Genomic DNA, 24,624 nt, shown 5'->3' on the forward strand with positions numbered 1-24,624 from the left:
CGACATCGCGTGCCCATGCCCTCGTCGCTCGCCCCTTACCTGCCGCAGATCGAAGCGCACCCGTGGTTCGCCGCGCTGCCGCCGGCGTTGCGCGCCGACCTGCTCGCCCGCGCCGCGGTGCGGCGCCTGCCGGCCGGCCGCGCGCTGTTCCGCCGCGGCGACCCGCCATGCGGGCTGTATGCGGTGCTGGCCGGCTCCCTCACCATAGGCGCGGTGGATCCGCAGGGCAAGGAAGCGCTGCTGATGGTCGCCGAGCCCGTCACGTGGTTCGGCGAGATCGCGCTGTTCGACGGCCAGCCGCGGACCCACGATGCGATCGCGCTCGACGACACGCTGCTGCTGCACGTCCCGCAGGCCGCGCTGCTCGCGATTCTCGACACGACGCCCCAGTACTGGCGGCAGTTCGCGCTGCTGATGGCGCAAAAGCTTCGGCTGAGCCTCCTGAACGTCGAATCGATGAGCGTGATGCCGGCCGCGCAGCGGCTCGCCGCGCGGCTGCTGATGATCGCCGAAGGCTACGGCGGGATCAGCGCCGGCCGCACGCACATCCGGCTATCGCAGGAAAAGCTTGCGGCGATGCTGTCGCTGACGCGGCAGACCACCAACCAGCTGCTGAAGGCGCTGCAGGCCGACGGCGTCGTGCGGCTGCACGTCGGCGAGATCGAACTCGTCGACGTCGACGCGCTGCGCCGCGCGAGCGGACTGCCCGGCAGCACGGACTGATACTGCCACGCAAGCGCAACAATCGCAGCAAGCGCCGCAACATCGCGTTCCCGCCGTCATGGCATTGCGCTATCGTGGCGGCTCGTTCCCCCTCCCCGATCCGCGCTTGAACACGTCGACCGTCACCGCCCCGTCCCGCCACGCCTGGCCCGTGTTCGTCGTATTCCTGCGGCTCGGCCTCACGTCGTTCGGCGGCCCCGTCGCGCATCTCGGCTACTTCCGCGATACGTTCGTCACGCGGCGCGGCTGGCTGACCGAGCGCGCCTATGCGGATCTCGTCGGGCTGTGCCAGTTCCTGCCGGGGCCGGCGAGCAGCCAGGTCGGGATGGCGATTGGCCTCGCGCGCGCGGGCTATGCGGGGATGTTCGCCGCGTGGCTCGGCTTCACGTTGCCGTCGGCGCTGCTGATGATGTTGTTCGCACTCGGCGTGCATGCGACGGGCATGCCGGTCGCCGCCGGCGCGCTGCACGGGCTGCGCATCGTGTCGGTCGCGGTGATCGCGCAGGCGGTATGGGGCATGGCGCGCACGCTGTGCCCGGATGCGCGCCGCGTCACGCTGATGGCGATCGCGGCCTCCATCGCGCTGCTCGTGCCGGCCGCGTGGCTGCAGGTTGCCGTGATCGTCGCGGCGGGTGCAGCCGGTCTCGTGCTGTTGCCGCAGCCCGAGCGCGGCGCGCACGAGCCGTTGCCGCTGCATGTGTCGCACCGCGCGGGCGTGCTGTGGCTCGCGCTGTTCGCCGCGCTGATCGTCGTGTTGCCGTTCGCGGCCCGCGCGTTCCATTCGAACACGCTCGCCGTCGTCGACGCGTTCTTCCGCACCGGTGCGCTGGTGTTCGGCGGCGGCCACGTAGTGCTGCCGCTGCTGCAGGCCGCCGTCGTCGCGCCGGGCTGGGTCGGCGATTCGGCGTTCCTGGCCGGCTACGGTGTCGCGCAGGCTGTGCCGGGGCCACTCTTCACATTCGCGGCCTTCCTCGGTGCGTCGCTGCGCGATGCGCCGAACGGCTGGCTCGGCGGGACGATCGCGCTCGTGTCGATCTTCGCGCCGTCGTTCCTGCTCGTGGCCGGCACCGCACCGTTCTGGGAACGCCTGCGCCGCAGCACGCGCATGCAGGCCGCGCTCGCGGGCGTGAACGCGGCCGTCGTCGGGCTGCTGCTCGCCGCGCTCTATCACCCGGTATGGACGGACACGATCGTGTCGCCGGGCGATTTCGCGGCCGCACTCGTCGCGTTCGTCGCGCTGGTGTTCTGGCGCGTGCCGCCGTGGGCGGTCGTGATCGCAAGCGCGGCGCTCGGATGGTTGGCGGGGATGATCGCCTGATCCCGCGAATGTCGTGCGCCGATTCACGTCCGACAAAAACAAAAAAGCCCTCGTGACGAGGGCTTTTTTTACGGTGCCGCGTGCCGCATAAGCACGCAGGACACGTGTCCCGTGACAATAAAGTCTGGAATGTTTCGCAATTAAGTTTGGAACGCACCAACCTCGCGCATGCGCGGTTGGAACAGGAAATCATCGGCTCTTTATATAAAATATCGCATAAAATTCTATTCATTCATAAAGAATTGCGTATGCTTCCTATGTCATCTGCGTTTTCAGCCCGACATGAAATCTCATTGAAAGCATATTTCCTGGCTTTTTTGTTCATCTGTGCAATCGCAGTGGGCGGGTAAAGACGATCACACCGCCAGCGTTAATTGCGGAAGACTCTGGGTTGTCGACGACTTCCACCGCCGCCGTACAAGAACCCCGCCGTCGAGGCACGACGAACGGCGGCCATCAAGGTCGTGCGCGCGGTGTCCCGATTGACCCACCTAAAGAGCATCCCCCTCATAGATCGGGCCGTGGAAATTGAACATACCGACCCGGTGCGGTGATAGTCAGGCTCTGCGTCGCTCGGGAGATTGCGACGTAGAAGAGCTTCGCCTGCGCGTAGTCCTCGTTGCCGAAGTGCGAGGCGTCGGGAATCAGCACGTGATCGAACTCCAGGCCCTTGAGCAGCAGGGGCGTCGAGATCGTCCGTCGCTGCAGAGAGCGGCCCGCAGCACTCACACGCAGTCGGATCTTCAGCACGGCTTCGGCGAGGGTAGCCGCCCGATCGGCAGCCAGTTCGCCCAGTGCACGCTCGGCGTCGCGCCATAGTTCCCCCCGGAATAACCGCCAGCGCGGGTGACGCCGCGCGAGCCGCATGAACTCGCGAGCCGCTTCGGCACAGTCAGCGCCTCCCAGTTGTCGCGCGGCAGTCTTCATTTCGTCGATGACCTGCGTTTGGTCGGGCGACAACTCCTCGTTGGGTTGCTTCTCGCGCTTATGGAAGCAATCTTTGCTCAGGGCCAAGACGGTGTCCAGACGCTGTTGTGCGTCTGCGCTGCCATCCCAGTCGGAAGCGAATCTCGTCAGCCGCCTAGCAGCAACCTCCTCGATGGACTGGTACATGCCTCGCGTTGCGCGGGCCAGGTTGTCACACATGCCCCGGCGGCAATGGATCGCAGCGGATGTTCCCTCGCGATCCCCGATGCCTTCGAAGAACGCGCCCATGTCGAAGGCTTCGTCGGTGTACCGAAACGTGACCGGACCGGAGTCCAGATCGATGCGCTCGCCGCGGATGAGGCGCTGGCGCGTCTCGGCGATCCAAGCACCAAGGGCCGGGTTTTTCTTCTGCCAGCGGCGCGGCTCTTCCAGTTCGAGCGCGAGCGGGAAGATCGGATAAACATCGCGCTGCCAGCGCAGCCGGGCGTTCGCGAATTCGAAGATGCCCTGCATCGGATCGCCGAATACGATCGTAGGAACAATCTCGGAGAGCGCGATGGCAAGCGCATGCTGGCCGGGATCGCAGTCCTGATACTCGTCAATCAGGATACGGTCATACGAGGATCGCACCACGTCGCGGACCGCCGAGATCTTCAGCACGTTGAGGGCGTTCTGCCGAAGCGCGCTCCATTCGGCCCCGGTAGGCATGCCCGCTGGCGGGTGGCCGCGCTTGGGGAAGGCGCGCACATAGCGCATGCACCATCCATCGATGGTGTCTACGTTCGCCGCACCTGCAGGTATGCCGAGACGCTTCAGCCTGCTGCGCAACGCGTTTACGCCTGCATGTGTATGCGTGAGGATAAGCGTCCGGATACCTAGCGCCGCCGTCTTCGCGATGGCCTCGGTCTTTCCGTGGCCCGCCGGTGCGATTAGAGAGCCGACGGGAAGCTCGGCCAAGATGCGGGCCTCAGGCATAGAGCCAAGCCTCCAGCGCTCGTACGCACCTCGAGAAAGCCGATGCGGGCGCTTGCTCGACAATCTCCCATGCGATGGGCGCGATGGCGCGCCCCGAATGCAGTTCCTTGAACCAGTTTTTCTTTGATGCAATTTCCGCCAGAGTCGCGCGAAGGGCAGCGCCGTCTGCGGTAACAAACAGTTCCCACGTGTCGAAGGCAAGGCTCGTCGTCTCAGGCGTCAGCTCGGCGTCCCTGGCCTTCAAGGTCGCCGCGACCGATTCTTCGGTCTTCTCGGCGCGAGCATAGTCTAGCAGCGCCTGCACCTGCGCATCGCTGGCTGCTGTGAACAGCGACGTCTCCGTATCCATCGCGCCGTCGTACTGGAAGACTACGACGCCGGCGGCGACGATGTCGCGCGTCTCGTCCGGTGTCATCGGACGGTCGGAGTCCCGATACAAGGCGACGGGGTAGCCGAGCGCCGCAAGCGCTATTGCCAGTTGCGGGGCTTGCGCTCCTTCGCCATCTGCAAAAGCGACGCCGCGCTGTTCGACGGGGACACCCCTATTGCGTGCGCACAAGGGATCGCGAAAGCCAAGCAATAGACCCACCTCTGTCACGCCCTCGCAGATGACGATGCGGCGCGCGAACAGAGCCCGCGGCGTTTTCTTCATTAACTTCGCAAAGGATGAGAGCATCGAAGGTGCGTGGAATTCGACGCACTTGCTGGCCCTGTCGCGATGCCCGACATAGAGGTTGCGCGCCTCGATCTCGCCGATAGCGACATCGGAATGCGTGGTCATGAGAAGCTGTCCCACCGCCCTCTTCTCCGTCGCGGCGGCCGCCTGTGCCTCCTTGAGGCGTGCAATCGCGCCGATCACACGGTGCGGTTCAAGGCCATGTTCGATTTCGTCGATCAGGACGATGGCACCTTCCGTGATGGCGGAACGCTGAATTGCCAGCGTCGCCAGCCGCCGGGTTCCTAGGCCCGCGAGCCGCAAGGGGACGCTGCCGTCATGGAGTGCGATCGAACTGGTGGAGAACCCACCCCGCAGCAGCTCAAGGCCGGGGCCGTACTCATCCTGCACGTAAGCGCCGAGGGAGGAGGCCTGCGCCTGCGCCACTTTCGCGGCATCCGCAAGTGCCGTCACCTTGTCGAGCTTCGCGCTGCTGCGCGCCGTGCGGTAGGCATCGGCAAGGTTGCGAGCGGCGTCGTCGGCATCACCCGTCAGCTTGGCAAGCACCGAGCCTTGGCCCCAAGTCAGGTGTCGGGCGTCGTCACCTGCCAGCCGCACCAGGCCGAACAACCCTCGGTCCCTGTTCGAGAGTGTGCGCGGGTGGGTGGCAGAGTCGCGCACTAGCTCCCATATTGGTTCCATCGTGGCGTCGACAGTTAGTCGCACGGTGAGCACCGGTTCATCGCCGTCTTCCGGCTCGTCGTTCAGCGTCCCAGTTACCGACCAGCCGCCGATGTACAGGCCAAAGCGCTCGTCTGACTTCAGCGCCTTCGACAATTCTCCGACCGTGACCTCGACGCAGATTGGCGTCGCCGTATCTCCATCGAGGAAATCAACTTCGCTGAAGGTGAGCCAGCGTGAGGACAGGGCTGCCTCGATGGCGTCGAGGACCGTGGATTTACCGGTATCGCCCACGCCGATGAGACAGCAGAGCGGAGACTGCGGTTTCCAGTCGAGTGCAGCGATCCCACGAAAGTTGCTGATCTTCAGTTGTCTTACCTGCATCCCATACTCCGTCCTGTCCGCCATGCACGCCATGCCCGCGATGTTTCCTTCTTCTGTCGGCAGAACGAAGCCGCCGCGGGAATCCTGCTCGGTGCACCCACTCACGCTAGGTAATGGCAACTGCGACCGTCGATGCCGGCGTGACGGCGGTCCCTCCGTCGGGGGTGCCGCTCTTCTGCTGCACCAGCGCCTGATAGCCCGTCAGGTAGTACTTGTTTGGCTCATTCACGGTCGAGACGTGGCTGTGGTCGCGGTTGATTCCGACCAGCAGCCCGGTGCCGATCAGCAGACTGATCGCCTTGCGGATGTCCCGCTCGGAGATGCCAGTCCGCTCGGAGATGGTTTCGTACGATGCCATCGAAAAATAGGCGTGGTTGCTACGAACCGCCGCGAAGTAGAGGTAAAGCTTCATCGCGTGCAGTTCGTGCTTCGAGCGCATTGTGAAATGCGCGAACGGCTTGATCACATTGCCCGCCACGATCGCATGGCAGGGCAACTTGAAGAAGCGGTGCTCCTCCGGCCAATTGATCTTATAGCGGCGCTTCTGATGTGAACCCTCAGGCGAAATCAGGCCGAGCGCCACCAGGCGTTGCAGTCCTGCCGAGATCAGCGCGCGCGATAAGCCGGTCGCCTCGCCGAGATCAACGTACGTCCCTTCGGCGACTGCCACGTACCACCCTTGCTCGTCGAGCCATGCCGTCGCCATGAAGTTGAGCGCAACAAACAACATCAGCGCCGACGTTTCAGCTGCAGGCCTCGCATTGTCAGCAGTGCTCCATTTCATCTCAGGCAGAGCCGCGAGCACAGGTGCGGAGGGCAGTCGATGCCATTGCGAGGATCGGATCACTTCTGGCCCCCCTTCTTCGACGCGACGTAAAGCGCGTACCCGGCGACCCCAAGCGCCATGACGGGCACCAGCGCGGTGAGCAGCTGGACCAGCGACGGCGCATTTGCCGACAACCAATCCAAGCAGAAAAGCAGCAACTCCTTGTTCATCTGGTCCTTCCTTTCGGACGTTGAGCTGATGAACCGGAATTTATCGACTTTAGGAAAGTGTATCTAGATATAGGTGCAGGATCTACAAGCCAGAATATCTTGAAAAGCTTTATGTAGCAATAACTTATGCTCGTTGCGCGCCGTTCATGCGATGCTTAGCTTAGTTCACGGGAGGGGCTATCCTGCGCCTCCGTGAACTGAAGTCACCGTCGGGAAGCGAATGCGACCGTCTATTCAGAGTACCGGGGGCTCTGTTCGAAGTCTGCACGGACTGCTGGCCTCGCCCTTTTGCGTTGTGCACTGAGGGACCATTCCATCTATCTGGCCGGCACCCCGACATCTTGAAATGGCTACGACATACTTGAATGTCGATCGAGGCTCCCGGTTCGGATTTTCGACCGCTCCTAGTTTAAGGAGAGACGCATAGCGCCACGATGATGCCATCGACCTGGCTAAGCGCGCTTTCCGTGTCTTAGGTCACAGGCGCTCTTGCGGCGGCGGTGCCAGCCGCATCTTCCCTGTCGAATCGATCAGTCGGCCCACGACTGATCACCGTCCGTCGGTACCCGCCAGCTAATGTCCCCGTCGAGATCGGACAGATCGTCTGCCGTCGCCACGACTTCGACAATCCGCGCTCCCGGGTAAGGGAAAGCCAGGAGGTGGTACTCGCCAGTCGCGCGCGTGACAGTAACCCCGACCGGAACTGGAAGCTCGCGTGTTAGTGCAACGGCACCTACCGCCAGCTGCGCCTTAATCCAGCCAATCATCTCGTTGCGCAGCCGCACCCGCTCCCTATAGAACGACTCACCGGACGGGGCGCCTATGTTTGGAGGGTTCGTAAGCGTGACGTATTCACGGGTATTAACCCTGTCGCCTTCGCGTTTCCGGAGCACCTCCGACAGGCGTACAAGGTATCCCTCGCGCGACGAGCGCAGCAGAACGTTGAAGACGCGATTTTCGCTTCCGGTGGGCTGTAACACACGCCAGCACAAGACGCGTGAGTAGGTGAGATCTTCGGTGGCTTGAGTGGTGCAGTCGGGGAGTTGAGTGATCAGATTCATGTCTTTTGCGGTACGTTATGCGCATTTTGTACGATTGATTAGGATCCGGACTGGCGGTCGCTCAACCGAGGATATTGTCCGGCGCTCGAACACCGCATAGTAGAAAGTTGGCCCGTTGCGCCGTTGTCCGCGATCGCCAGCAACTGGCCGGATGTCGCCCCAAGGGGTCAGCAGTAGCCGATCTTGAACAGACAATATATGAATCACGACGAAAAACACCATGCAGACTCTGCAAACGGAACAGAGGAGCGCATCGAGATTCCGGTTGACAATCTTTTTGAAGAACAATCGACTGTCGACGTCGTTGTTGACGATCTGCCGATCGAACATCTTCCCTACGGCCAGATTCCCTGGCCGAGGTTCGAGGCGTTATGCACTCACATCCTGAACGACGACCCGGAGTTACGCATTAGCCAAGCGTGGTTATACGGCCGAGAAGGACAAAACCAGCACGGTATTGACATTCTGGCAATTCGTACAGATTCTGCCCGGCATCTCGTAGCCCAATCAAAACGGGTAAAGCAGGTCTACCCGTCCGACGTGACGCCGTGGGTCGATCGCTTTTTGCGCGATAAGCGCGTCAAAACGACGTCCAAATTCATACTTTTCCTTGCCTGCCGTCTTGGGGAAGACACCAACGCCATGTTACGTTGGGCCGAAGGCGTTGAGCGGCTCCGAGAAGTCGACATCGAGGCGGAGGTGTGGGATTCGGATCAGCTTGATCAGTTGCTCCGGGATCGACCCGCAATTGTCAATCGCTTTTTCGGACCGGAGCGTACAAGGCGCTTCTGCACTCCTGCTTTCCCGTCACGACTGTATCCGTCGCAGTTTAAATCGGAGTATGTTTGGGAGCTAGGAAATCAGCGCGCTATCGAAAATATCAGTTTGCGGTTGGATCTCATCCTCCCCGACGAGGAGTCATCGAACCTCAGCGCTCTATTCAGCTTTGCTCGACATGACCTCAGCGGAATTACCTTCGCCGTCGATGCCCGCACGCTGATTGCGTGGGCTCGGTGGGTTTCGCTACTTGGCCCTGCAAAACATCAGAGGCCATATGTTTGGCCGAATGGTACCCCTGACCGTTACACTCTTCTCGCGGGTAGCGTGCGGGTGACGCTCACTGGCCAGGAAGTCCAGCATCTGGATTGGGTTCTCTTGCAAGCATGGAGGCACTTTCTGCCGGCGGCAAAAGCCCTTGACCACAGTTGGCGATTCTCCCGGTTCGTCCGCGTAAGATCAGAAACCAAGGCTTTTGTGATCGCGCAGCCACGCTTCGATTGGCGTGACACTCAAAGGCTTGGGCATTTTGATACTCTTCAATAGTCCTTTTACCGCCGCCTGTCGCTTTGCCAAATTTGGCGAAAGATTTTTCCACTTGTTCTTTGGTTGAGCAGCGATGTACTCCTCAAGAGAACGCTTGAGCCACATCTGTGATCGCTTGGTGACGCACAACGCCGCATCGAGAGTAACGATCATGCGATGCACCAATGTCGCAAACAACTTGCAGTCTTCTAGCAGCAGGATAATTTTCTGCCCCTTAACCGGCTCAGGAAACTGGAGTTGATGATTGAACGGTAGGTTGGGCCAGCTGGGAAGATTTTTGATCGCCTCATAAGTATCTACCAGCTTCTTGTTTGCCAGTCCGCTCGAGTGAATGTATGAGTTGCGGCATTCTTTGAAGAATCGATAGACCATCAGATAGACATTCAAATCACCATAGCAATTAAGCCCATGCGCTTCCAAATTTGGGAGGAACTCTCTTTTCATCAAGAGAGAAAGGTTGGCTCCGTTGTTCGCCTTTGCTATCGCCAGCGTGTAATCGTTCGGATTTCCATCTCTGCCCAGACTCCCGAGCGGAAACTGCAATTGCGTCGCCGCTACATCGGCAGCCTTCTTACTAAAGGCGATGGAGCAAACCTCTTCCAGCCAGCATTCGTAAATCGTGCAAGCCTCGAACAAAATCGCCTTCGCAAACTCGCTTTCATGCGATTCCCAGCTTTTATCCAATATGGTTTTCTTAAGGTCTAGCCCTCCGGGGAGCTTCATCCCGCTCAGGAATCTCCTTTCGACGTCAGCCATCCCGAGAGACGAAAACGTGTCTTTATATGCACGTACCTGCCACCATAGCTCGCGCAGTCCGAGGTAGCTTGCCCAATTGAAGTTGAACATTTCACCTATTTCGTCGGCCACACTTCGTGTAGCATCGAAGAAAAACGCAGAATTTCCTGACATGAGATACCCCGGTTCGTTTAAATTGTTTGTGTAAGCTGGCGCTTCGACGATTGTGCCACGTTGTCATCTCCGCTAGTGCGAGTAATGCGCCGCGTCGAACGGCCTTTACATATGTGTTCCCTGCTTGAAGCTCAGCGCGCACTGCAGCAGGATCAATTGGCGGCGATGTCGGCCAATTTCGGGGTCCAAGCCCGCGTAGTCCCATACCCGAGGAATCGCCCCCCACTTCTTTTCTCCCCCGACTTCTTAATCGACAGCTCGACTTCTCGATAGCGCGTGCGTGCCTCCCGCCGGTTTAGCGCATAGAGGATTGCCCAGCTCGCGTCGGATTTGCATGAGAGTGTCTCCAGTGTGGCGCTCATTGGGCCATGGTTCATATCGATCAATGCATGCAGTCCTCAGCAAAATGATCCCCGCCGGTCAAGCGAGACCGCGCCAACGCCACCAGCACCAGATGTCCAATAGGATTCACACCACCGTCATTGCCTGTTATCGCTCGCTCCAAGAATGTGGGTGTAATCTCAGCCCCAACGAAATTCGAAAGTTGACGCAATGACGTGCACTCCCAATCCCTCAGCAGCGATCGAATTATGCGTTCCGGATAACGCTTCCGCTCCGTCGCAAATGCTCGACGGTACAACACCATCCGCCGAGTAGGCGATATCGCCCAGCGGTTACTCAAAAAGAGCTCAGAAGTTAAGCCCAAGTGACGCTGATATCCACGCGTCAGGATGGCAGGCCGCGAGTCGAAATGATCATTCCCGCAGTGCGGGCAACTCGGTTGAGGGAGATGCCAGTCACTGTCAGACCCCTGACTTCGCCCGCAAGCGTTACAGGCTCCTAAGAGAGGAAGGCCGTGGATTGGGCAATGATGTATGCCCGGAACCTGGTGGATCGTATGCCAATACGCTAGACCATACTTGCCCACATCCACTTCCATGCACGCTGTACAGCAATACATGCCGTACTTGGCCAAGTGCCTCTGAACAGAAGTCGGGATGAAACTCCTCGTGTTACGTCCTTGAAACCGCTTCGGCCGTATCGTCAGTCGCCACTCGTGCGCCTGTTGCGTCGACATTGCCGATGAATAGAAGCCGAATAGCGTTCCACGCTCAAGCAACGAGTTGCTCTTTGGGATACATCCTTTTACTTGTGCACGGTAAAGGCACTGCGCGAAGGGCGATGCAGGAAACGGAGTCGCGCAGTCGAACAACTGGAAGCTCGTTACGGATTTCGACATATTGCCCGACAGAGCATGCGTAACAGCAACAAGTGAAAAGAAGGTCGCCCCATCGGGGATCGTAGGTACAAACAAGGGCCGGTCACGTACAGGAATCATCAGCAGATCTCCAGGTGTCACGCAGCACCTTGAGTCGTCTCAAAACGTCGACGACAAGCCGGCGCTCGTGATCGCTTCCGTTCATTAAATTCCGCAGTATCCCGTGCGCCTCGACCTCCAACCCCACCTCTCCCATACCAAGCACCGACTGAATCTCACATGCTGTTCCCGGTAGCGTGGCCGGGCAGCGGTTATGCACGATCGTCCTTGAGGGAATCGAACATGGCACCGATGACAGTGTCTTCGGCCTGCCACGCGTAACGCTGCTCGCGCCAGGCATCGTTAGCTTCGTCTTGGTAACGGTCTTCGCTATACGCCGCCTCGTCCCGCTTCTGCTCAAGTTGTTCGCACACGTGGGTGGCATCGAGCGAGAGCTGCTTGGAGAACGATTTGACATGTACGAACATCGATTCGAATTCGTCGACGGTACTGCATTCCAACAGCTCGTCCCGGTACCACGCTAAAAGGTACTGATTCGCGGCGCTCTGAAGAGCAGCGCGGACCGTCCCGCCGTGCTCACCGAGCAAAGGCAGCAGCTCCCCGACGAGATACAACTCTCGCGATATGCACCGCTCGTGGCCCTCGATGGTGCAGATGATCTCTCGACACAGTAGCGGAATCATCGTGCTGGCAAGTGGTTGCAGCGACGTCGGTAGTCCCAGCAGCGCGCGCACAGCATCCGTCGTCTCTTCCACGTCTGCCCATTCCGATTCCCATTCGACACGGAGCTTCTGGATAATGGCTTGCAGCACGGTTGCCAAGGCGTCGTCCGGTAGCAGCGCATGCCGACGTGCAAAGGCCTCCAAGCGAACTTCGTACGAGGAGCCGTGGTATCTCACCAGGCCTGTCTGGTCGGCAACTCGCCGCTCCGCGATAACAAGCGCAACTAGGCGTGGCAAGTGACTGGCGAAGCTGTCGCGCACCGCTGCGGCAAGGGCGTCAGCGCCTGCCGCCCACGCAGCAATATTCAACAGGCGCTCTACCTGATCAAATGACACTGCGCTCGCCAGAATGTCCCGCACATTGTCGGGCGCGTCGCTGACCACCCGGTTCATCAAGTCCAATACCGATGGATCGAGGACCGTGATCGCATGGCTGCTACTGGGCTTGATGAACGCGCCGTCGAGTTCACGCAGGGCCGTCGAAAAATCTTCAGGCCGCGAGGGAAACTTGTACCGGCGCGCGCGCTCGGCGTGCAGGGGGCCAAACGCCTCCCGTACGCGTGCCATGTGTGCCTCCACGCCGAGCGAATAAAGTGCCAGCAAAAACGAGCGTGCCGCATCACTGATTTCGTGCTGGTAGGCGTGAATCCAGATCTCCGACGGGTCCTTGAGCAGACCAGACACAAAAGCCTGATACTGATCGAGCGGCACCTTGCGCACCCGTCGGTAGGTAGCCAGCCATTCGATCAGCCGCGGGCTGAACTTGTCGTGTCGGACGATGGTCTGGTAGAACTCCCCGCGCAGCAACTCGTCCTGATATGCCGCCGGCAGCTCACTGAAATACAAATGATTGTAGAGAATCTTGGCTCGCTGGACCTTGGTATAACTGCCCAGATGCACGTGGATCCGCAGATCCTCTAGCCCAGCGTGGCGCAATCGTTCGGAGCGTTCGACGGCTTGCGAGTACACATGCTCGCGCGTGGTCAGAATCAGCCGTGCCTCCGGGCGAGCGCGGACCAGGTCAACGAACTCCAGGAACGCGCGATCCCACGCTCCGGCGCGCGACGACTTCTGCTCGCCAGCAAATGTGGCGCCCAGGAAATCGTCGTAGTAGAAAATCTGTTTGACGCCGGCTTGCGCCAGCGTCAAGCCTTCCTCGATGCCGTGCTGGATGACGACCGCCTGATAGCCCAGCTCAAGATGTTGGTACAGCAGCAGGTCGGCGAGCGTGGTCTTTCCGATGCCGGGCGGCCCGGCGATGATGACAACCCCTTGTTCGCGTAGGCTCTTGCTTGCGGCAGGAAAAGCTTCGTTCTGCACATAGCGACGCGCGTCGTTATACACGCGCTGAGCTTTGAACTGACTCCGCGTCACTTCGGCGTTGTGCAGCACCTTGTCCAGCACGGCCTTGCTCGCGAGCCAGAGCTTGAAATGCTGCTTCTCCACGTCCGGGTGCTTGCCGAGCAGGTTATTCAGAGCTTCCTGACCGAAGACATCCTCGACCTTCAGGTATTGCGCACCGATGATGGCAACGATTTCATCTTTGTTCTGGGCGGACAACGGCACGGAGGCGACTAGCACGTAGCGCCCTGGTTTGAGCCGTCGCACTTTGGCGGCCTCCTTCTTGAGGTCGCGCAGCAGCCCGGCTAGCCCCGTACGAACATAGTGCTTGACTTGGACAATAGTGCTCGTCGCTGCGCCGGCACAACGCAAATCTATGCCACGGTCCTTGCCGGGCTTGAAGTCTTCGATGCTGACGCCCCACTCCGCTTGCAGCAGGTCACGGGCAAGCAACTCCAGGTCGTGAGGGGACAACTGGTGGAAATCGTACGCGGCCATTCTTCTTCTCAGATGTTGTTGTATTGACGTCCCGCCATGGCTACGCCTAGGCGCGTAGGAACCGCGCGTGGCACTTCGCCGCCTCGGCCCGCACGCGGTGCCGCTCGGCTGCGACATAAATGCTAGTGGCCTACGACTCGACCCAAGAGATCTTCTGCCTCTATCCCTCTGCGCGCCTAACGCAATACCGACGTGCGGCAAACGTATCACTGACGTCGCGGCACGGCTAGAGGCATAGGAGGGGTGCCGGCCGTGACTGCGCGGCCCGAGCGACCGCGTTGAGCCGGGAAACGACACTCTCGAACATTTGGGAAGAAAAAGGCCCTCGCGACGGAGGGCCTTCATATCGGTTACGATTTCCAAAGTTTGTTGCGGGTCACCCCGTCAACTTTCCAAACTTTGTTGCCGTTTCCAAACTTTATTGTGACGGAACAACACGTGGACTTACGCGAAGTTCTTCGCTGCGAAGTCCCAGTTCACGATGTTCCAGAATGCTTCGACGAACTTCGGACGTGCGTTGCGGTAGTCGATGTAGTACGCGTGTTCCCACACGTCGATCGTCAGCAGCGCCTTGTCGGCCGTCGTCAGCGGCGTTGCGGCGTTGCTCGTCGACACGATGTCGAGCGAACCGTCGGCCTTCTTCACGAGCCATGCCCAGCCCGAACCGAACGTGCCGACCGCTGCCTTCGAGAACGCTTCCTTGAACGCGTCGTACGAACCCCACTTCGCGTTGATCGCGTCGCCCAGCGCGCCCGACGGTGCGCCGCCGCCGTTCGGCGACAGGCTGTTCCAGAAGAACGTGTGGTTCCAGATTTGCGCGGCGTTGTTGAAGATGCCGCCCGACGACTTCTTCACGATCTCTTCCAGCGACAGGTTTTCGAATTCCGTGCCGGGGATCAGATTGTTCAGGTTCGTCACATAAGCCTGGTGATGCTTGCCGTAGTGGTACTCGATCGTCTCTTTCGAGATGGTCGGCGCGAGTGCGTCTTCAGCGTACGGGAGCGGCGGGAGCGTATGAGCCATGGCGATTCCTTCGTTGAGTATGTAGGGGGCTGTATTGGATGCTGCCGAGCGTCCGATTGTAGGCGAGTCCGAATATCCCCGCAAACTCACGGGCATTTATCCGCGGTATGCAGAAAATCGCCGTTGGCGCTTCATCCGGCAGGACGAGACGACGAGGCGCAGCATCCGTTCCCGCGCGCGGCGCGACCGGTCAATCCGGTACGCCGGGCGCGCGAGCTTCGCTTCCCTTACGCCGTCCTCGTCAGATCGAATCGGTCAGCCGCGGCTGCACGTCGGCCAGCGACACGTCGGCCGAGCCTTCGGCGAGATGCACGGTCAGGCGGCGCTGCGGCTTCAGCGCGCTCGGCGCGCGCACCGCGCGGCCGGTCTGCGCGTCGATCAGCGCCGCGTAGCCGCGCTCGAGCGTGCGCTGCGGGCTCAGCACCTCGAGCCGCGCCGCGCAGGCCGATACCCGCGCGGTGTCGCGCTCGTGACGGCGCTGCAACGCCACGGTGAGACGCTGCGACAGCCCTGCGAGCGCATGGCGTGCCTGCGTCGGATCGGGCCGCGCGCGCTGCCAGCGCAGCTGCGCGAGCGCGAAACGCGCACGCGCGTCGCGCACCGGCCGCGACGCCGCCGACGCGAGCCGCACCGCCAGTTGTTCGACGTGGGTGCGCTGCCGGCGCAGCCGTTCGGCCGGGCTGACGAGCCGGCGTGCGAGCCAGTCGAGCTGCTGCGCACGCTGCTCGAGCCCGCGTTCCAGGCAGCGCGCGAGCGCGCGCTGCCGGTCGGCGACCTCGCGCAACAGCAACGCGCGCTGCGGACTCGCGAGTTCGGCCGCGCCGGTCGGCGTCGGCGCGCGCAGATCGGCCGCGAAGTCCGCGATCGTGAAATCGGTTTCGTGGCCGACGCCGCTGACGACCGGCAGTTCGCTCGCGGCGATCGCGCGCGCGAGCGCTTCATCGTTGAACGACCACAGATCCTCGATCGACCCGCCGCCGCGGCAGACCAGCAGCACGTCGACCTCGCGCCGCGCGTTCGCGGCCTGCACGGCCGCGACGAGCTTCTCGGCCGAGCCCGCGCCCTGCACGGGCGCCGGATAGACGATCACCGGGATGTGCGGCGCGCGGCGCGCGAGCGTGGTCAGCACGTCGCGCAGCGCGGCGGCCTGCAGCGACGTGACGATGCCGATCCCGCGCGGATGCGCCGGCAGCGGCCGCTTGCGCTCGGGCGCGAACAGGCCTTCGGCCTCGAGCTGCGCCTTGAGCCGCAGGAACGCCTCGTACAGCCGCCCTTGCCCGGTGCGCCGCACGGCCTCGACATTGAGCTGCACTTCGCCGCGCGGCTCGTACATCGTGACGACCGCGCGCACCTCGATCCGGTCGCCTTCGCGCGGCGTGAATTCCGCATACTGCGCGCGACCGCGGAACATCACGCAGCGCATCTGCGCCTGCCCGTCCTTGATCGAGAAATACCAGTGACCGCTCGCGGCGCGCGTGAAATTCGACACTTCGCCCGAAATCCACAGCAGCGGAAACGAGCGCTCGAGCATCGTCGAAATCGCGCGATTGAGCGCCGAAACGGGAATCACTTCGTCGCCGCCGCGGGTGGCGCCGGGAACGGAAAAAGGAGAGTCGGAAAGCATGGGCGGTCGAATGAATGCTGGCGGCGACACGATAGTCCGACACGCGCCCGACGTCCAGCGCCGACCGTGCGCGCCGCGATGCGCGAAATGTGTCCACATGCTGGCAATCGTCCGCCAAAAACACTTGAAAACCGCACAAAAATCCAGACAATTGCCCGCAACACGTTGATTTTTATATATTTTTAAACCTTACGAATCCATTCTCGACCGATTCGATGTCCGCCCGGCGGGCGTTTGGCGCGAACAGGCCGGGAGTTCTTCACAGAGTTATCCACAGCGCGCGACGATCCGACCCCGTCGGGTGCGTCGCCCGGCCGCGCTTGCCGCGCCCGCGTGCGGCGCGCTAGAGTGCCGCCTTCCGAAGACCTTGCGGCATGCGCCGCGCAACGGAGAATCCGTCTTGACGAATCCGTCCCACGCCGCGGCGCACGACACGCCGCGCCCGGCCCGATGAGCGCGCCCGGCGGCCCGCTCGCGCGGCTCGAAGCGCGCGTCACGCGCGAATGGCAGCGACGCGGCGCACTCGCGTGGGCGCTCACGCCGTTCGCGTGCGTGTTCGGCCTGTGCGCGGCGCTGCGCCGTACCGCCTACGCACAGGGCTGGAAGCAACCGGTCGACGTCGGCGTGCCCGTCGTCGTGGTCGGCAACGTGACCGTCGGCGGCACCGGCAAGACGCCGACCGTGATCGCGCTCGTCGATGCGCTGCGCGCGGCCGGGTTCACGCCGGGCGTCGTGTCGCGCGGCTACGGCGCGAACGTGAAGACACCCACCGCGGTCACGCCCGCGTCGCGCGCGAGCGCCGCCGGCGACGAACCGCTGCTGATCGCGCGCCGCACCGATGCGCCCGTGTGGGTGTGTCCCGACCGCGTCGCGGCCGCCCAGGCGCTGCGCGCCGCGCACCCGGACGTCGACGTGATCGTGAGCGACGACGGCCTGCAGCACTACCGCCTCGCGCGCACGGTCGAGCTCGTCGTGTTCGACCACCGGCTCGGCGGCAACGGCTTCCTGCTGCCGGCCGGCCCGCTGCGCGAGCCGCTGTCGCGCCACCGCGACGCGACGCTCGTCAACGATCCGTACAGCGGCGCGCTGCCGCCGTGGCCCGACACCTACGCGCTCGCGCTGACGCCGGGCGCCGCGTGGCACATCGACCAGCCGGCGCTGCGCCGCCCGCTGTCGCAGTTCGCGCACGAGCGCGTGCTCGCCGCGGCCGGCATCGGCGCGCCGGAACGCTTCTTCGCGACGCTGCGCGCGGCCGGCCTCGCGCCGGCGACGCGCGCGCTGCCCGACCATTACGCGTTCGCCGACAATCCGTTCGTCGACGACGCAGTCGACGCCATCCTGATCACCGAGAAGGATGCAGTAAAATTGGGCGCTTCCTGGCGCGACGCTCGGCTGTGGGTCGTCCCCGTCGAAGCCGCGCTCGATCCTCGCCTCATTGCCCTCGTTGTGGAGAAACTCCGTGGACGCTCGCCTGCTTGAAATCCTTGTGTGCCCTATCTGCAAAGGCCCGCTCCACTATGACCGCGCCGCGCAGGAGCTGATCTGCAACGCGGACAAGCTCGCCTACCCGATCCGCGACGGCATCCCCGTGATGCTCGTCGATGAGGCACGCCAGACCGTCGAAGGCACGCCGGTCGACCCCGCCGGCCCGGCCGGCAGCTGAACGCCGCGCCGCTGCACCGGCACGCGGCCGCCGCGATTCGCCGCGGCCGCGTGCCGAACCCTGCCGGGCAACTTGCTTTCGACGCGTCGCCCGCCCCAGCCCTTCTCACCGCCCAGCCCCGATGACTCATCCGCAGCCCTTCATCGCCGTCATTCCTGCCCGGCTCGCGTCGACGCGCCTGCCGAACAAGCCACTCGCCGATCTCGGCGGCAAGCCGATGGTCGTGCGCGTCGCCGAGCGCGCGCGCGAAGCGGGTGCGCAGCAGGTGCTCGTCGCGTCCGACGCGCAGAGCGTGCTCGACGCGGCACGCGATCACGGTTTCGAAGCGGTGCTGACGCGCGCCGACCATCCGTCCGGCACCGACCGGCTCGCGGAAGTCGCAGCGACGTTCGGATGGAGCGACGACACCGTCGTCGTCAACGTACAGGGCGACGAACCGCTGATCGACCCGGTGCTCGTGCGCGACGTAGCGTCGCACCTCGCCGCGCATCCGGACTGCGCGATCGCGACCGCCGCGCACCCGATCCACGACGCGGCCGACGTGTTCAACCCGAACGTCGTGAAGGTCGCGCTCGACGCGCGCAACGTCGCGATGTACTTCTCGCGTGCGCCGATTCCGTGGAGCCGCGACGCGTATCAGCCGCACTGGCCCGACGTCGCGGCCATGCCTGCGCCGGCCTTTCCGGTCCATCGCCACATCGGCCTCTACGCGTATCGCGTGCGTTTCCTGCGCACTTATCCGTCGCTCGCGCAGGCGCCCGTCGAGCAGGCTGAGCAGCTCGAACAGCTGCGCGCGATGTGGCACGGCGAGCGCATTGCCGTGCTGATTACCGAGCACGCGCCCGAAGCCGGCATCGACACGCCGGCCGATCTCGCACGCGTGCAGGCCCTTTTTCGTCCGGGTTCAAAATAACCCGTGGCATAATCGGGCGATTGTGCGAGCCGTCCGCGACCCGCGCGTTCTCGCTTGACCCGCCACGGCCTGTCCCGGCAGCCGCGCGTCGCTTTTAGCCGACGCGCCGCGTCAGACCGGTCCGCCGCGCGCCAGGCAAGCGCCGCGCACGCTGTCGCCGACACTTTCGCGTCTCGCCATACGAATCTACATTCTGGAGATATCACCATGCGTTTGATCCTGTTGGGCGCGCCCGGCGCGGGAAAGGGCACCCAGGCAAACTTCATCAAGGAAAAGTTCGGCATCCCGCAAATCTCGACGGGCGACATGCTGCGCGCGGCCGTCAAGGCGGGCTCGCCGCTCGGCGTCGAGGCGAAGGGCTACATGGACGCCGGCAAGCTCGTGCCGGACGCGCTGATCATCGGCCTCGTGAAGGAGCGCCTGAAAGACGCCGACTGCGCGAACGGCTACCTGTTCGACGGCTTCCCGCGCACGATCGCGCAGGCTGACGCGATGAAGGACGCCGGCGTCGCGATCGACTACGTGCTCGAAATCGACGTTCCGTTCTCGGAAATCGTCGAGCGCATGAGCGGCCGCCGCACGCACCCGGCATCGGGCCGCACGTACCACGTGAAGTTCAACCCGCCGAAGGTCGAGGGCAAGGACGACGTGACGGGCGAACCGCTGATCCAGCGCGACGACGACAAGGAAGAAACCGTCAAGAAGCGTCTCGAAGTGTACGAAGCGCAGACCAAGCCGCTGATCACGTACTACGGCGACTGGGCGCAGCGCGGCGAGGAAAACGGCCTGAAGGCCCCGCAGTATCGCAAGATCTCGGGTCTCGGCACCGTCGATGAAATCCGCGAGCGCGCGTTTGACGCACTGAAGTAAGCACAGCGTCGCGCACCCGCAAGCCGCCCTTTCCGGGCGGTTTTTTTTCGTCTGCTTGATCCGCTTCGACTGACGGGGATGCGCACGAGCGTGCCGGTCGCTCCTGCGCCCCGCGGCGCCTCGTACAATCGACCGGACGCAGGTGCCGACCGGCATCGGACCCAACCAAGGAGACAGTGATGGAGATTCGCGGCAACGTCTTTCTGATCACGGGCGGCGCATCGGGCCTCGGCGCCGGCACGGCGCGCATGCTCGCGCAGGCCGGCGGCAAGGTCGTGCTCGCCGACCTCAATGAAGCGGCCGGCACGGCGCTCGCGAACGAACTGGGCGGCACATTCGTGCGCTGCGACGTATCGAGCGAGGCCGATGCGCAGGCAGCTGTGGACGCCGCGACGCGCGCGGGCCCGCTGCGCGGCCTCGTGAACTGCGCGGGCATCGCGCCCGCCGCGAAAACCGTCGGCAAGGACGGCGCGCATCCGCTCGACGTGTTCGCGAAGACGATCAACGTGAATCTGGTCGGCACCTTCAACATGATCCGGCTCGCGGCCGCCGCGATGGCCGCGACCACGCCGAACGACGGCGGCGAGCGCGGCGTGATCGTCAGCACCGCGTCGGTCGCCGCCTACGACGGCCAGATCGGCCAGGCCGCGTACGCGGCGTCAAAGGCCGGCGTCGCGGGCATGACGCTGCCGATCGCGCGCGACCTGGCGCGCCAAGGCATCCGCGTGATGACGATCGCGCCGGGGCTGTTCGAGACGCCGATGCTGCTCGGCATGCCGAAGGACGTGCAGGACGCGCTCGGCGCGATGGTCCCGTTCCCGCCGCGGCTCGGCAAACCGGACGAATACGCGATGCTGGTGCGCCAGATCGTCGAGAACCCGATGCTCAACGGCGAGGTGATCCGCCTCGACGGCGCGATCCGGATGCAGCCGAAGTAAATGCAAACAACTGCAAACAAAAACGCCCGCAATGCGGGCGTTTTGTTGTTCAAGGCTCCCGACGCCGGGCCGCGCCAGCGGCTCAGTCCTCGTCGTCGCGCTGCATCCGCTGCCGCAATTCCGTCACCTGCGATTCGACGACGGTTGCGTCGTCCGCATCGGGCCGCTCGCCGAGATACTGCTCGAGATCCTCGAGCGCGGGGCGCAGGTAGTCGAGCCGTGCATACGCGAAGCCGCGGTCGCGCACCTCGTCGAGCTGCTGCGGCAGCAGAATCACGAGCCGCTGCTGCACCGCGAGCAGCCGCTGCCAGCGTTCCGTCTGCAGATAGATCGTCTTCAGGTTGCGCAGCATCCGCGCGATGATCTCGCGGCTCGTGGCCGGCTGCAGCAACGCGCGCAACGCGCTGTCGACCGCGCCCGCCGCACGCGCGACGTACGGCTCGAGCATCTCGACCATCTCGGCTTCGGACAGCGAATGGCCATTGGTCGGATCGATGATCAGGTCGCCGTCCGGCAGCGTCACGCGCAGCAGGAAATGGCCGGGGAACGACACGCCGCGCGCCGGCACGCCGATCTGCTCGGCGAGCTCGAGGTACAGCACCGACAGCGAGATCGGAATCCCGCGCCGGCGCTTCAGCACCGCGTTCAGGTGGCTGTTATCGGGGTCGTAGTAATCGTTGTGATTGCACGCGAAGCCAAGTTCGCGAAAGAAGAATTCGTTGAGCGCCGCGACGCGCTCCTTCAGGCTCGCATCGTCGGCGAGCCGGCGGCGCAGCCGCGCGGCCAGCATGTCGAGTTCGGCCAGCGTGCCCTGCAGGTCGAGGTCGGGATAGGCGTCCTGTGCGAGCGACAGCGCGGTCTCCGTGACGGGCAGGCTGTCGTCGTCCGCCACGAGCGTGCTGAAGTAGTCGAGGACGCGGGTCATTGCGGTCGTCACTTGGCGCGCCTTCTGAAGTAAGCGTATTTGAAGCCCATTACCCACAACATACCGAAATATAGTGCAGCGAACAGCACGAGGCACGCGGCCATCAGCGCGATGCGATCGAGCGGCTGCGCGCGCATGCCGGTCCAGTCGAAGCTGATCGCGCACCAATGCATCAGCCCCGCGAGCACGAGCGCCGCGCCGACGAGCTGCACGAAGAAACGCGGCCAGCCCGGCGACGGCTGATAGATGCCGCGCTTGCGCAGCCCGAGGAACAGCAGCAGCGAGTTCAGGCACGCGCCGACGCCGATGCTCAGCGTGAGGCCCGCATGACCGATCAGCGGCACGAACACGTAGTTCGACAGCTGCGTGATGATCAGCACGCCGACCGCGATCTTCACCGGCGTCTTGATGTCCTGCTTCGCATAGAAGCCCGGCGCGAGGATCTTGATCAGGATGATGCCGACGAGGCCGATCCCGTAGGTCGCGAGCGCGCGGGCGACCATCGTGACGGTATGCGCGTCGAACTTGCCGTAGTTGAACAGCGTCGCGGTGAGCGGCGTCGCGAAGAAGAACAGCGCGAGCGCGCTCGGAGCCGCGAGCAGGAACGTGACGCGCAGCCCCCAGTCGAGCAGCGACGAATACTCGTTCGTATCGGCGTCGACGTGCGCCTTCGACAGGCTCGGCAGCAGGATCGTGCCGAGCGCGACGCCGAGCAGCGCCGTCGGGAATTCCATCAGCCGGTCGGCATAGTTGATCCACGACACCGCGCCCTGCCCGAGCCGCGACGCGATGTTGGTGTTGATGATCAGCGACAGCTGTGCGACCGACACCGCGAACGTCGCGGGCACCATCTTCGCGAGCACGCGCTTCACGCCCGGGTGGCGCAGCGCGCGCAGCGGGTTGATGCCGATCAGCGGCACCATGTCGATCTTCTTCAGCCCCGGCAGCTGCACGAGGAACTGCAGCACGCCGCCCACGATGACGGCCCACGCGAGCGCGTACACCGGCACCTTCAGATGCGGCGCGACGAACACGGCCGCGGCGATGAACGCGACGTTGAGCAGCACCGGCGCGAACGCGGGCAGCGAGAAGCTCTTGTAGGTGTTGAGCACGCCGGACGCGAGCGTCGTCAGCGAGATGAACACGATGTACGGGAACATGATCTGCGTCATCGTGACCGCGAGCGGGAACGCCTGCCCGTCGGTACGCAGGCCGGACGCAACCGCGAACACGACCCACGACGCGCCGACGATCCCGAGAACCGACAGCACGGCGAGCGCCCACGCGAGGACGGTCGACATCGCGTCGACGAGCGCCTTGGTCGCATCGTGCCCCTGCTGGTTCTTGAACTCGGCCAGGATCGGCACGAACGCCTGCGAGAACGCGCCTTCGGCAGACAGGCGGCGCAGCAGGTTCGGAATACGGAAGGCGACGTAGAACGCGTCGGTGTATTGACTGGCGCCGAACGCACGGGCGATCAGCGTCTCGCGGGCCAGTCCGGTCACGCGCGACAGCAGCGTGAAGCCGCTGACCGTCAGCAGGGCTCGGAATAGATTCATGGGGCGCTTATTATACGGACGTTGCGTGTCCCGGCACGGACGGATGCCGAAAAGGACGTGCGTCGCCGGCGGCCCCGCCCGGCGGGCGTCACGTTGAACTTGCCACGCGCTTGATTTTGTTGCTATAATTGCCGGTTTCTGAGCCTGTTACATGCACGGCAGCTGTCGTTTTCATGTCTCGGCCTCGGTTAAACTCACCGTTTTTTATGCGCCCCTGGGCAATCGTTCTCAGGGGACGGATCGAAAAGCAGCGCTTGGCCGTCAGGCTCCAAGCTCTGGAAACAGGACAGGATAAGGAACCGTCATGGCTAACTCCGCACAAGCACGCAAGCGCGCCCGCCAAGCCGCGAAGGCAAATTCGCACAACTCGGCGCTGCGCTCGAAATTCCGTACCGCGATCAAGTCGGTTCGCAAGGCTGTTGAAGCCGGCGACCAGGCAAAGGCTGCCGAGCTGTTCAAGGCTGCCGTGAAGACGATCGACACGATCGCCGACAAGAAGATCGTTCACAAGAACAAGGCCGCTCGCAGCAAGAGCCGCCTCGCCGCGGCCGTCAAGGGCCTGCAGGCAGCAGCGTAAATCTGGTGCGCCCGCTTCGGCGGGCGTTCCTGTTTCCTGCGATCGCAAAAAAGCCCGCCTAGGCGGGCTTTTTTGCGTGTCGTCCGCGCATCGCGCCGGACGACCACCAGACGCGGGCGCGCCATGCGCGCCCGCCCGTCGATCTCACTTCTTCTCGTTGTAGTCCGGCAGCTCGCACGCCTCGGTGACGACGAGGTTGTTGTCCTTCGCGAAATTCAGCACGAAATCGAACGCCATCGGCTCGATGTCGCGCAGCCGGGAATCGAGGATCACGCATTTCAGGTCGCCGAGCATCGTCGGGCGCACGTACAGCGAATATTTCAGGCGCGCGTTCGGGCCGCTCGCGCCGGGCCCGAAGCAGGCCATCACGCCGGCCAGACGCTCCGACCAGTCGCTCGGGCGAAACTTTTTCCCGTCTTTCGTGATGCCCTGGATGAAGAATTCGGTCGGAGGGGTTTCAGCCATGTGGTTACCCAAGTGACGGCCCGGCGATGTCCAGGCGACGGCGCCTGGATACGCGAACACAAAGCTGGAGTGGACGACACACGCGCTTCGATATCCCGAAAACAGGCCGTCGATGCGTGCCGCCGGCGCGCCGCACCGGATGTGTGCAGCGCATGGCTTGTGTCCGGCAGAGCGCGAAAAGCCTTGCCTGCCGGGCTGGAGAAAACTTTTGGATTATACCGCAGCGCGCCATTGCGCGTCGTCTCGCCGCCCCTCTCCCGGCGTGCTCCAGCGTG

22 protein-coding genes are annotated in these 24,624 nt (G+C 63.3%); 9 read left to right on the forward strand and 13 right to left on the reverse strand.

The annotated features are described in order from the left end of the window. Positions 1–15 precede the first annotated feature (15 nt). On the forward strand, positions 16–723 hold the full coding sequence (locus tag ACP26O_RS13025) for a Crp/Fnr family transcriptional regulator (protein ID WP_126228846.1): 708 nt from the start codon (positions 16–18) through the stop codon (positions 721–723). Between the two features lie 106 nt (positions 724–829). Beyond that, positions 830–2,041: a chromate efflux transporter gene (gene chrA, locus ACP26O_RS13030; protein WP_175665465.1), complete on the forward strand. Its 1,212-nt coding sequence runs from the start codon at positions 830–832 to the stop codon at positions 2,039–2,041. Between the two features lie 507 nt (positions 2,042–2,548). Here chrA and ACP26O_RS13035 read toward each other — a convergent pair. From ACP26O_RS13035 to ACP26O_RS13055, 5 genes are all read right to left on the reverse strand, one after another. After that, entirely contained in the window at positions 2,549–3,943 is a 1,395-nt protein-coding gene (locus ACP26O_RS13035; RefSeq protein ID WP_059894212.1) for a UvrD-helicase domain-containing protein, read from the reverse strand. Next, a complete protein-coding gene (locus ACP26O_RS13040) occupies positions 3,936–5,663 on the reverse strand; it encodes an ATP-dependent nuclease (protein ID WP_176308002.1) in 1,728 nt (575 codons plus the stop codon). The genes ACP26O_RS13035 and ACP26O_RS13040 overlap by 8 nt, the downstream gene beginning before the upstream one ends. A gap of 106 nt (positions 5,664–5,769) precedes the next feature. Next, positions 5,770–6,447 (reverse strand): helix-turn-helix domain-containing protein, encoded by a 678-nt coding sequence (locus tag ACP26O_RS13045; protein ID WP_176308001.1) that lies wholly within the window; start codon positions 6,445–6,447, stop codon positions 5,770–5,772. A 59-nt stretch (positions 6,448–6,506) separates the two neighbouring features. After that, entirely contained in the window at positions 6,507–6,659 is a 153-nt protein-coding gene (locus ACP26O_RS13050) for a hypothetical protein (protein ID WP_155626355.1), read from the reverse strand. A gap of 530 nt (positions 6,660–7,189) precedes the next feature. Continuing rightward, a complete protein-coding gene (locus ACP26O_RS13055) occupies positions 7,190–7,720 on the reverse strand; it encodes a hypothetical protein (RefSeq protein WP_176308000.1) in 531 nt (176 codons plus the stop codon). A gap of 198 nt (positions 7,721–7,918) precedes the next feature. Here ACP26O_RS13055 and ACP26O_RS13060 point away from each other — a divergent pair, with 198 nt between their 5' ends. Continuing rightward, complete coding sequence (locus ACP26O_RS13060) at positions 7,919–9,043, forward strand: hypothetical protein (RefSeq protein ID WP_426356245.1); 1,125 nt, start codon at positions 7,919–7,921, stop codon at positions 9,041–9,043. Here the strand turns inward: ACP26O_RS13060 and ACP26O_RS13065 are convergent. The 5 genes from ACP26O_RS13065 to xseA form a co-directional block, all read right to left on the reverse strand. Then, positions 8,957–9,952: a hypothetical protein gene (locus ACP26O_RS13065; protein WP_426356246.1), complete on the reverse strand. Its 996-nt coding sequence runs from the start codon at positions 9,950–9,952 to the stop codon at positions 8,957–8,959. The genes ACP26O_RS13060 and ACP26O_RS13065 overlap by 87 nt on opposite strands. Positions 9,953–10,334: 382 nt before the next feature. Continuing rightward, the gene (locus ACP26O_RS13070) at positions 10,335–11,291 is read right to left on the reverse strand and encodes a TniQ family protein (protein WP_426356247.1); all 957 of its coding nucleotides are present in this window, start codon (positions 11,289–11,291) and stop codon (positions 10,335–10,337) included. A gap of 191 nt (positions 11,292–11,482) precedes the next feature. After that, positions 11,483–13,792, reverse strand: coding sequence for a restriction endonuclease (locus ACP26O_RS13075; RefSeq protein ID WP_176307997.1), 2,310 nt, complete (start codon positions 13,790–13,792; stop codon positions 11,483–11,485). 444 nt (positions 13,793–14,236) lie between these two features. Further along, positions 14,237–14,815, reverse strand: coding sequence for a superoxide dismutase [Fe] (sodB, locus tag ACP26O_RS13080; RefSeq protein WP_014896247.1), 579 nt, complete (start codon positions 14,813–14,815; stop codon positions 14,237–14,239). A gap of 241 nt (positions 14,816–15,056) precedes the next feature. Further along, positions 15,057–16,439 (reverse strand): exodeoxyribonuclease VII large subunit, encoded by a 1,383-nt coding sequence (xseA, locus tag ACP26O_RS13085; protein WP_105832510.1) that lies wholly within the window; start codon positions 16,437–16,439, stop codon positions 15,057–15,059. Between the two features lie 450 nt (positions 16,440–16,889). Between xseA and lpxK the strand changes: the two genes are divergently transcribed. The 5 genes from lpxK to ACP26O_RS13110 all read left to right on the forward strand — a co-directional run bounded on the left by lpxK (position 16,890) and on the right by ACP26O_RS13110 (position 20,823). Further along, the gene (gene lpxK / locus ACP26O_RS13090) at positions 16,890–17,918 is read left to right on the forward strand and encodes a tetraacyldisaccharide 4'-kinase (RefSeq protein WP_175665463.1); all 1,029 of its coding nucleotides are present in this window, start codon (positions 16,890–16,892) and stop codon (positions 17,916–17,918) included. Then, entirely contained in the window at positions 17,899–18,102 is a 204-nt protein-coding gene (locus tag ACP26O_RS13095) for a Trm112 family protein (RefSeq protein ID WP_006750935.1), read from the forward strand. Before lpxK ends, ACP26O_RS13095 begins: the two co-directional genes overlap by 20 nt. Positions 18,103–18,223: 121 nt before the next feature. Then, positions 18,224–19,015 carry a 3-deoxy-manno-octulosonate cytidylyltransferase gene (gene kdsB / locus ACP26O_RS13100; RefSeq protein ID WP_175660306.1) on the forward strand — a complete coding sequence of 264 codons (792 nt, stop codon included), beginning with the start codon at positions 18,224–18,226 and terminating at the stop codon, positions 19,013–19,015. A 207-nt stretch (positions 19,016–19,222) separates the two neighbouring features. After that, positions 19,223–19,885, forward strand: a complete 663-nt coding sequence (gene adk, locus ACP26O_RS13105) for an adenylate kinase (protein WP_006750937.1) — start codon at positions 19,223–19,225, stop codon at positions 19,883–19,885. A gap of 179 nt (positions 19,886–20,064) precedes the next feature. Next, positions 20,065–20,823 (forward strand): SDR family NAD(P)-dependent oxidoreductase, encoded by a 759-nt coding sequence (locus ACP26O_RS13110; RefSeq protein WP_175665462.1) that lies wholly within the window; start codon positions 20,065–20,067, stop codon positions 20,821–20,823. A gap of 82 nt (positions 20,824–20,905) precedes the next feature. Here the strand turns inward: ACP26O_RS13110 and ACP26O_RS13115 are convergent, their stop codons facing one another. Both ACP26O_RS13115 and murJ read right to left on the reverse strand, forming a co-directional pair. Beyond that, positions 20,906–21,748 (reverse strand): SirB1 family protein, encoded by an 843-nt coding sequence (locus tag ACP26O_RS13115; protein ID WP_175665461.1) that lies wholly within the window; start codon positions 21,746–21,748, stop codon positions 20,906–20,908. A gap of 8 nt (positions 21,749–21,756) precedes the next feature. Beyond that, positions 21,757–23,352: a murein biosynthesis integral membrane protein MurJ gene (gene murJ, locus ACP26O_RS13120; RefSeq protein WP_425100844.1), complete on the reverse strand. Its 1,596-nt coding sequence runs from the start codon at positions 23,350–23,352 to the stop codon at positions 21,757–21,759. A 259-nt stretch (positions 23,353–23,611) separates the two neighbouring features. Between murJ and rpsT the strand changes: the two genes are divergently transcribed. Beyond that, entirely contained in the window at positions 23,612–23,884 is a 273-nt protein-coding gene (rpsT, locus tag ACP26O_RS13125; protein WP_006482211.1) for a 30S ribosomal protein S20, read from the forward strand. A 144-nt stretch (positions 23,885–24,028) separates the two neighbouring features. Here the strand turns inward: rpsT and ACP26O_RS13130 are convergent, their stop codons facing one another. Beyond that, a complete protein-coding gene (locus tag ACP26O_RS13130) occupies positions 24,029–24,349 on the reverse strand; it encodes a DUF3579 domain-containing protein (protein ID WP_006762342.1) in 321 nt (106 codons plus the stop codon). Between the last annotated feature and the right edge of the window lie 275 nt (positions 24,350–24,624).

This window comes from Burkholderia sp. R-40 (assembly GCF_049942845.1).
Lineage (GTDB): Bacteria > Pseudomonadota > Gammaproteobacteria > Burkholderiales > Burkholderiaceae > Burkholderia > Burkholderia ambifaria.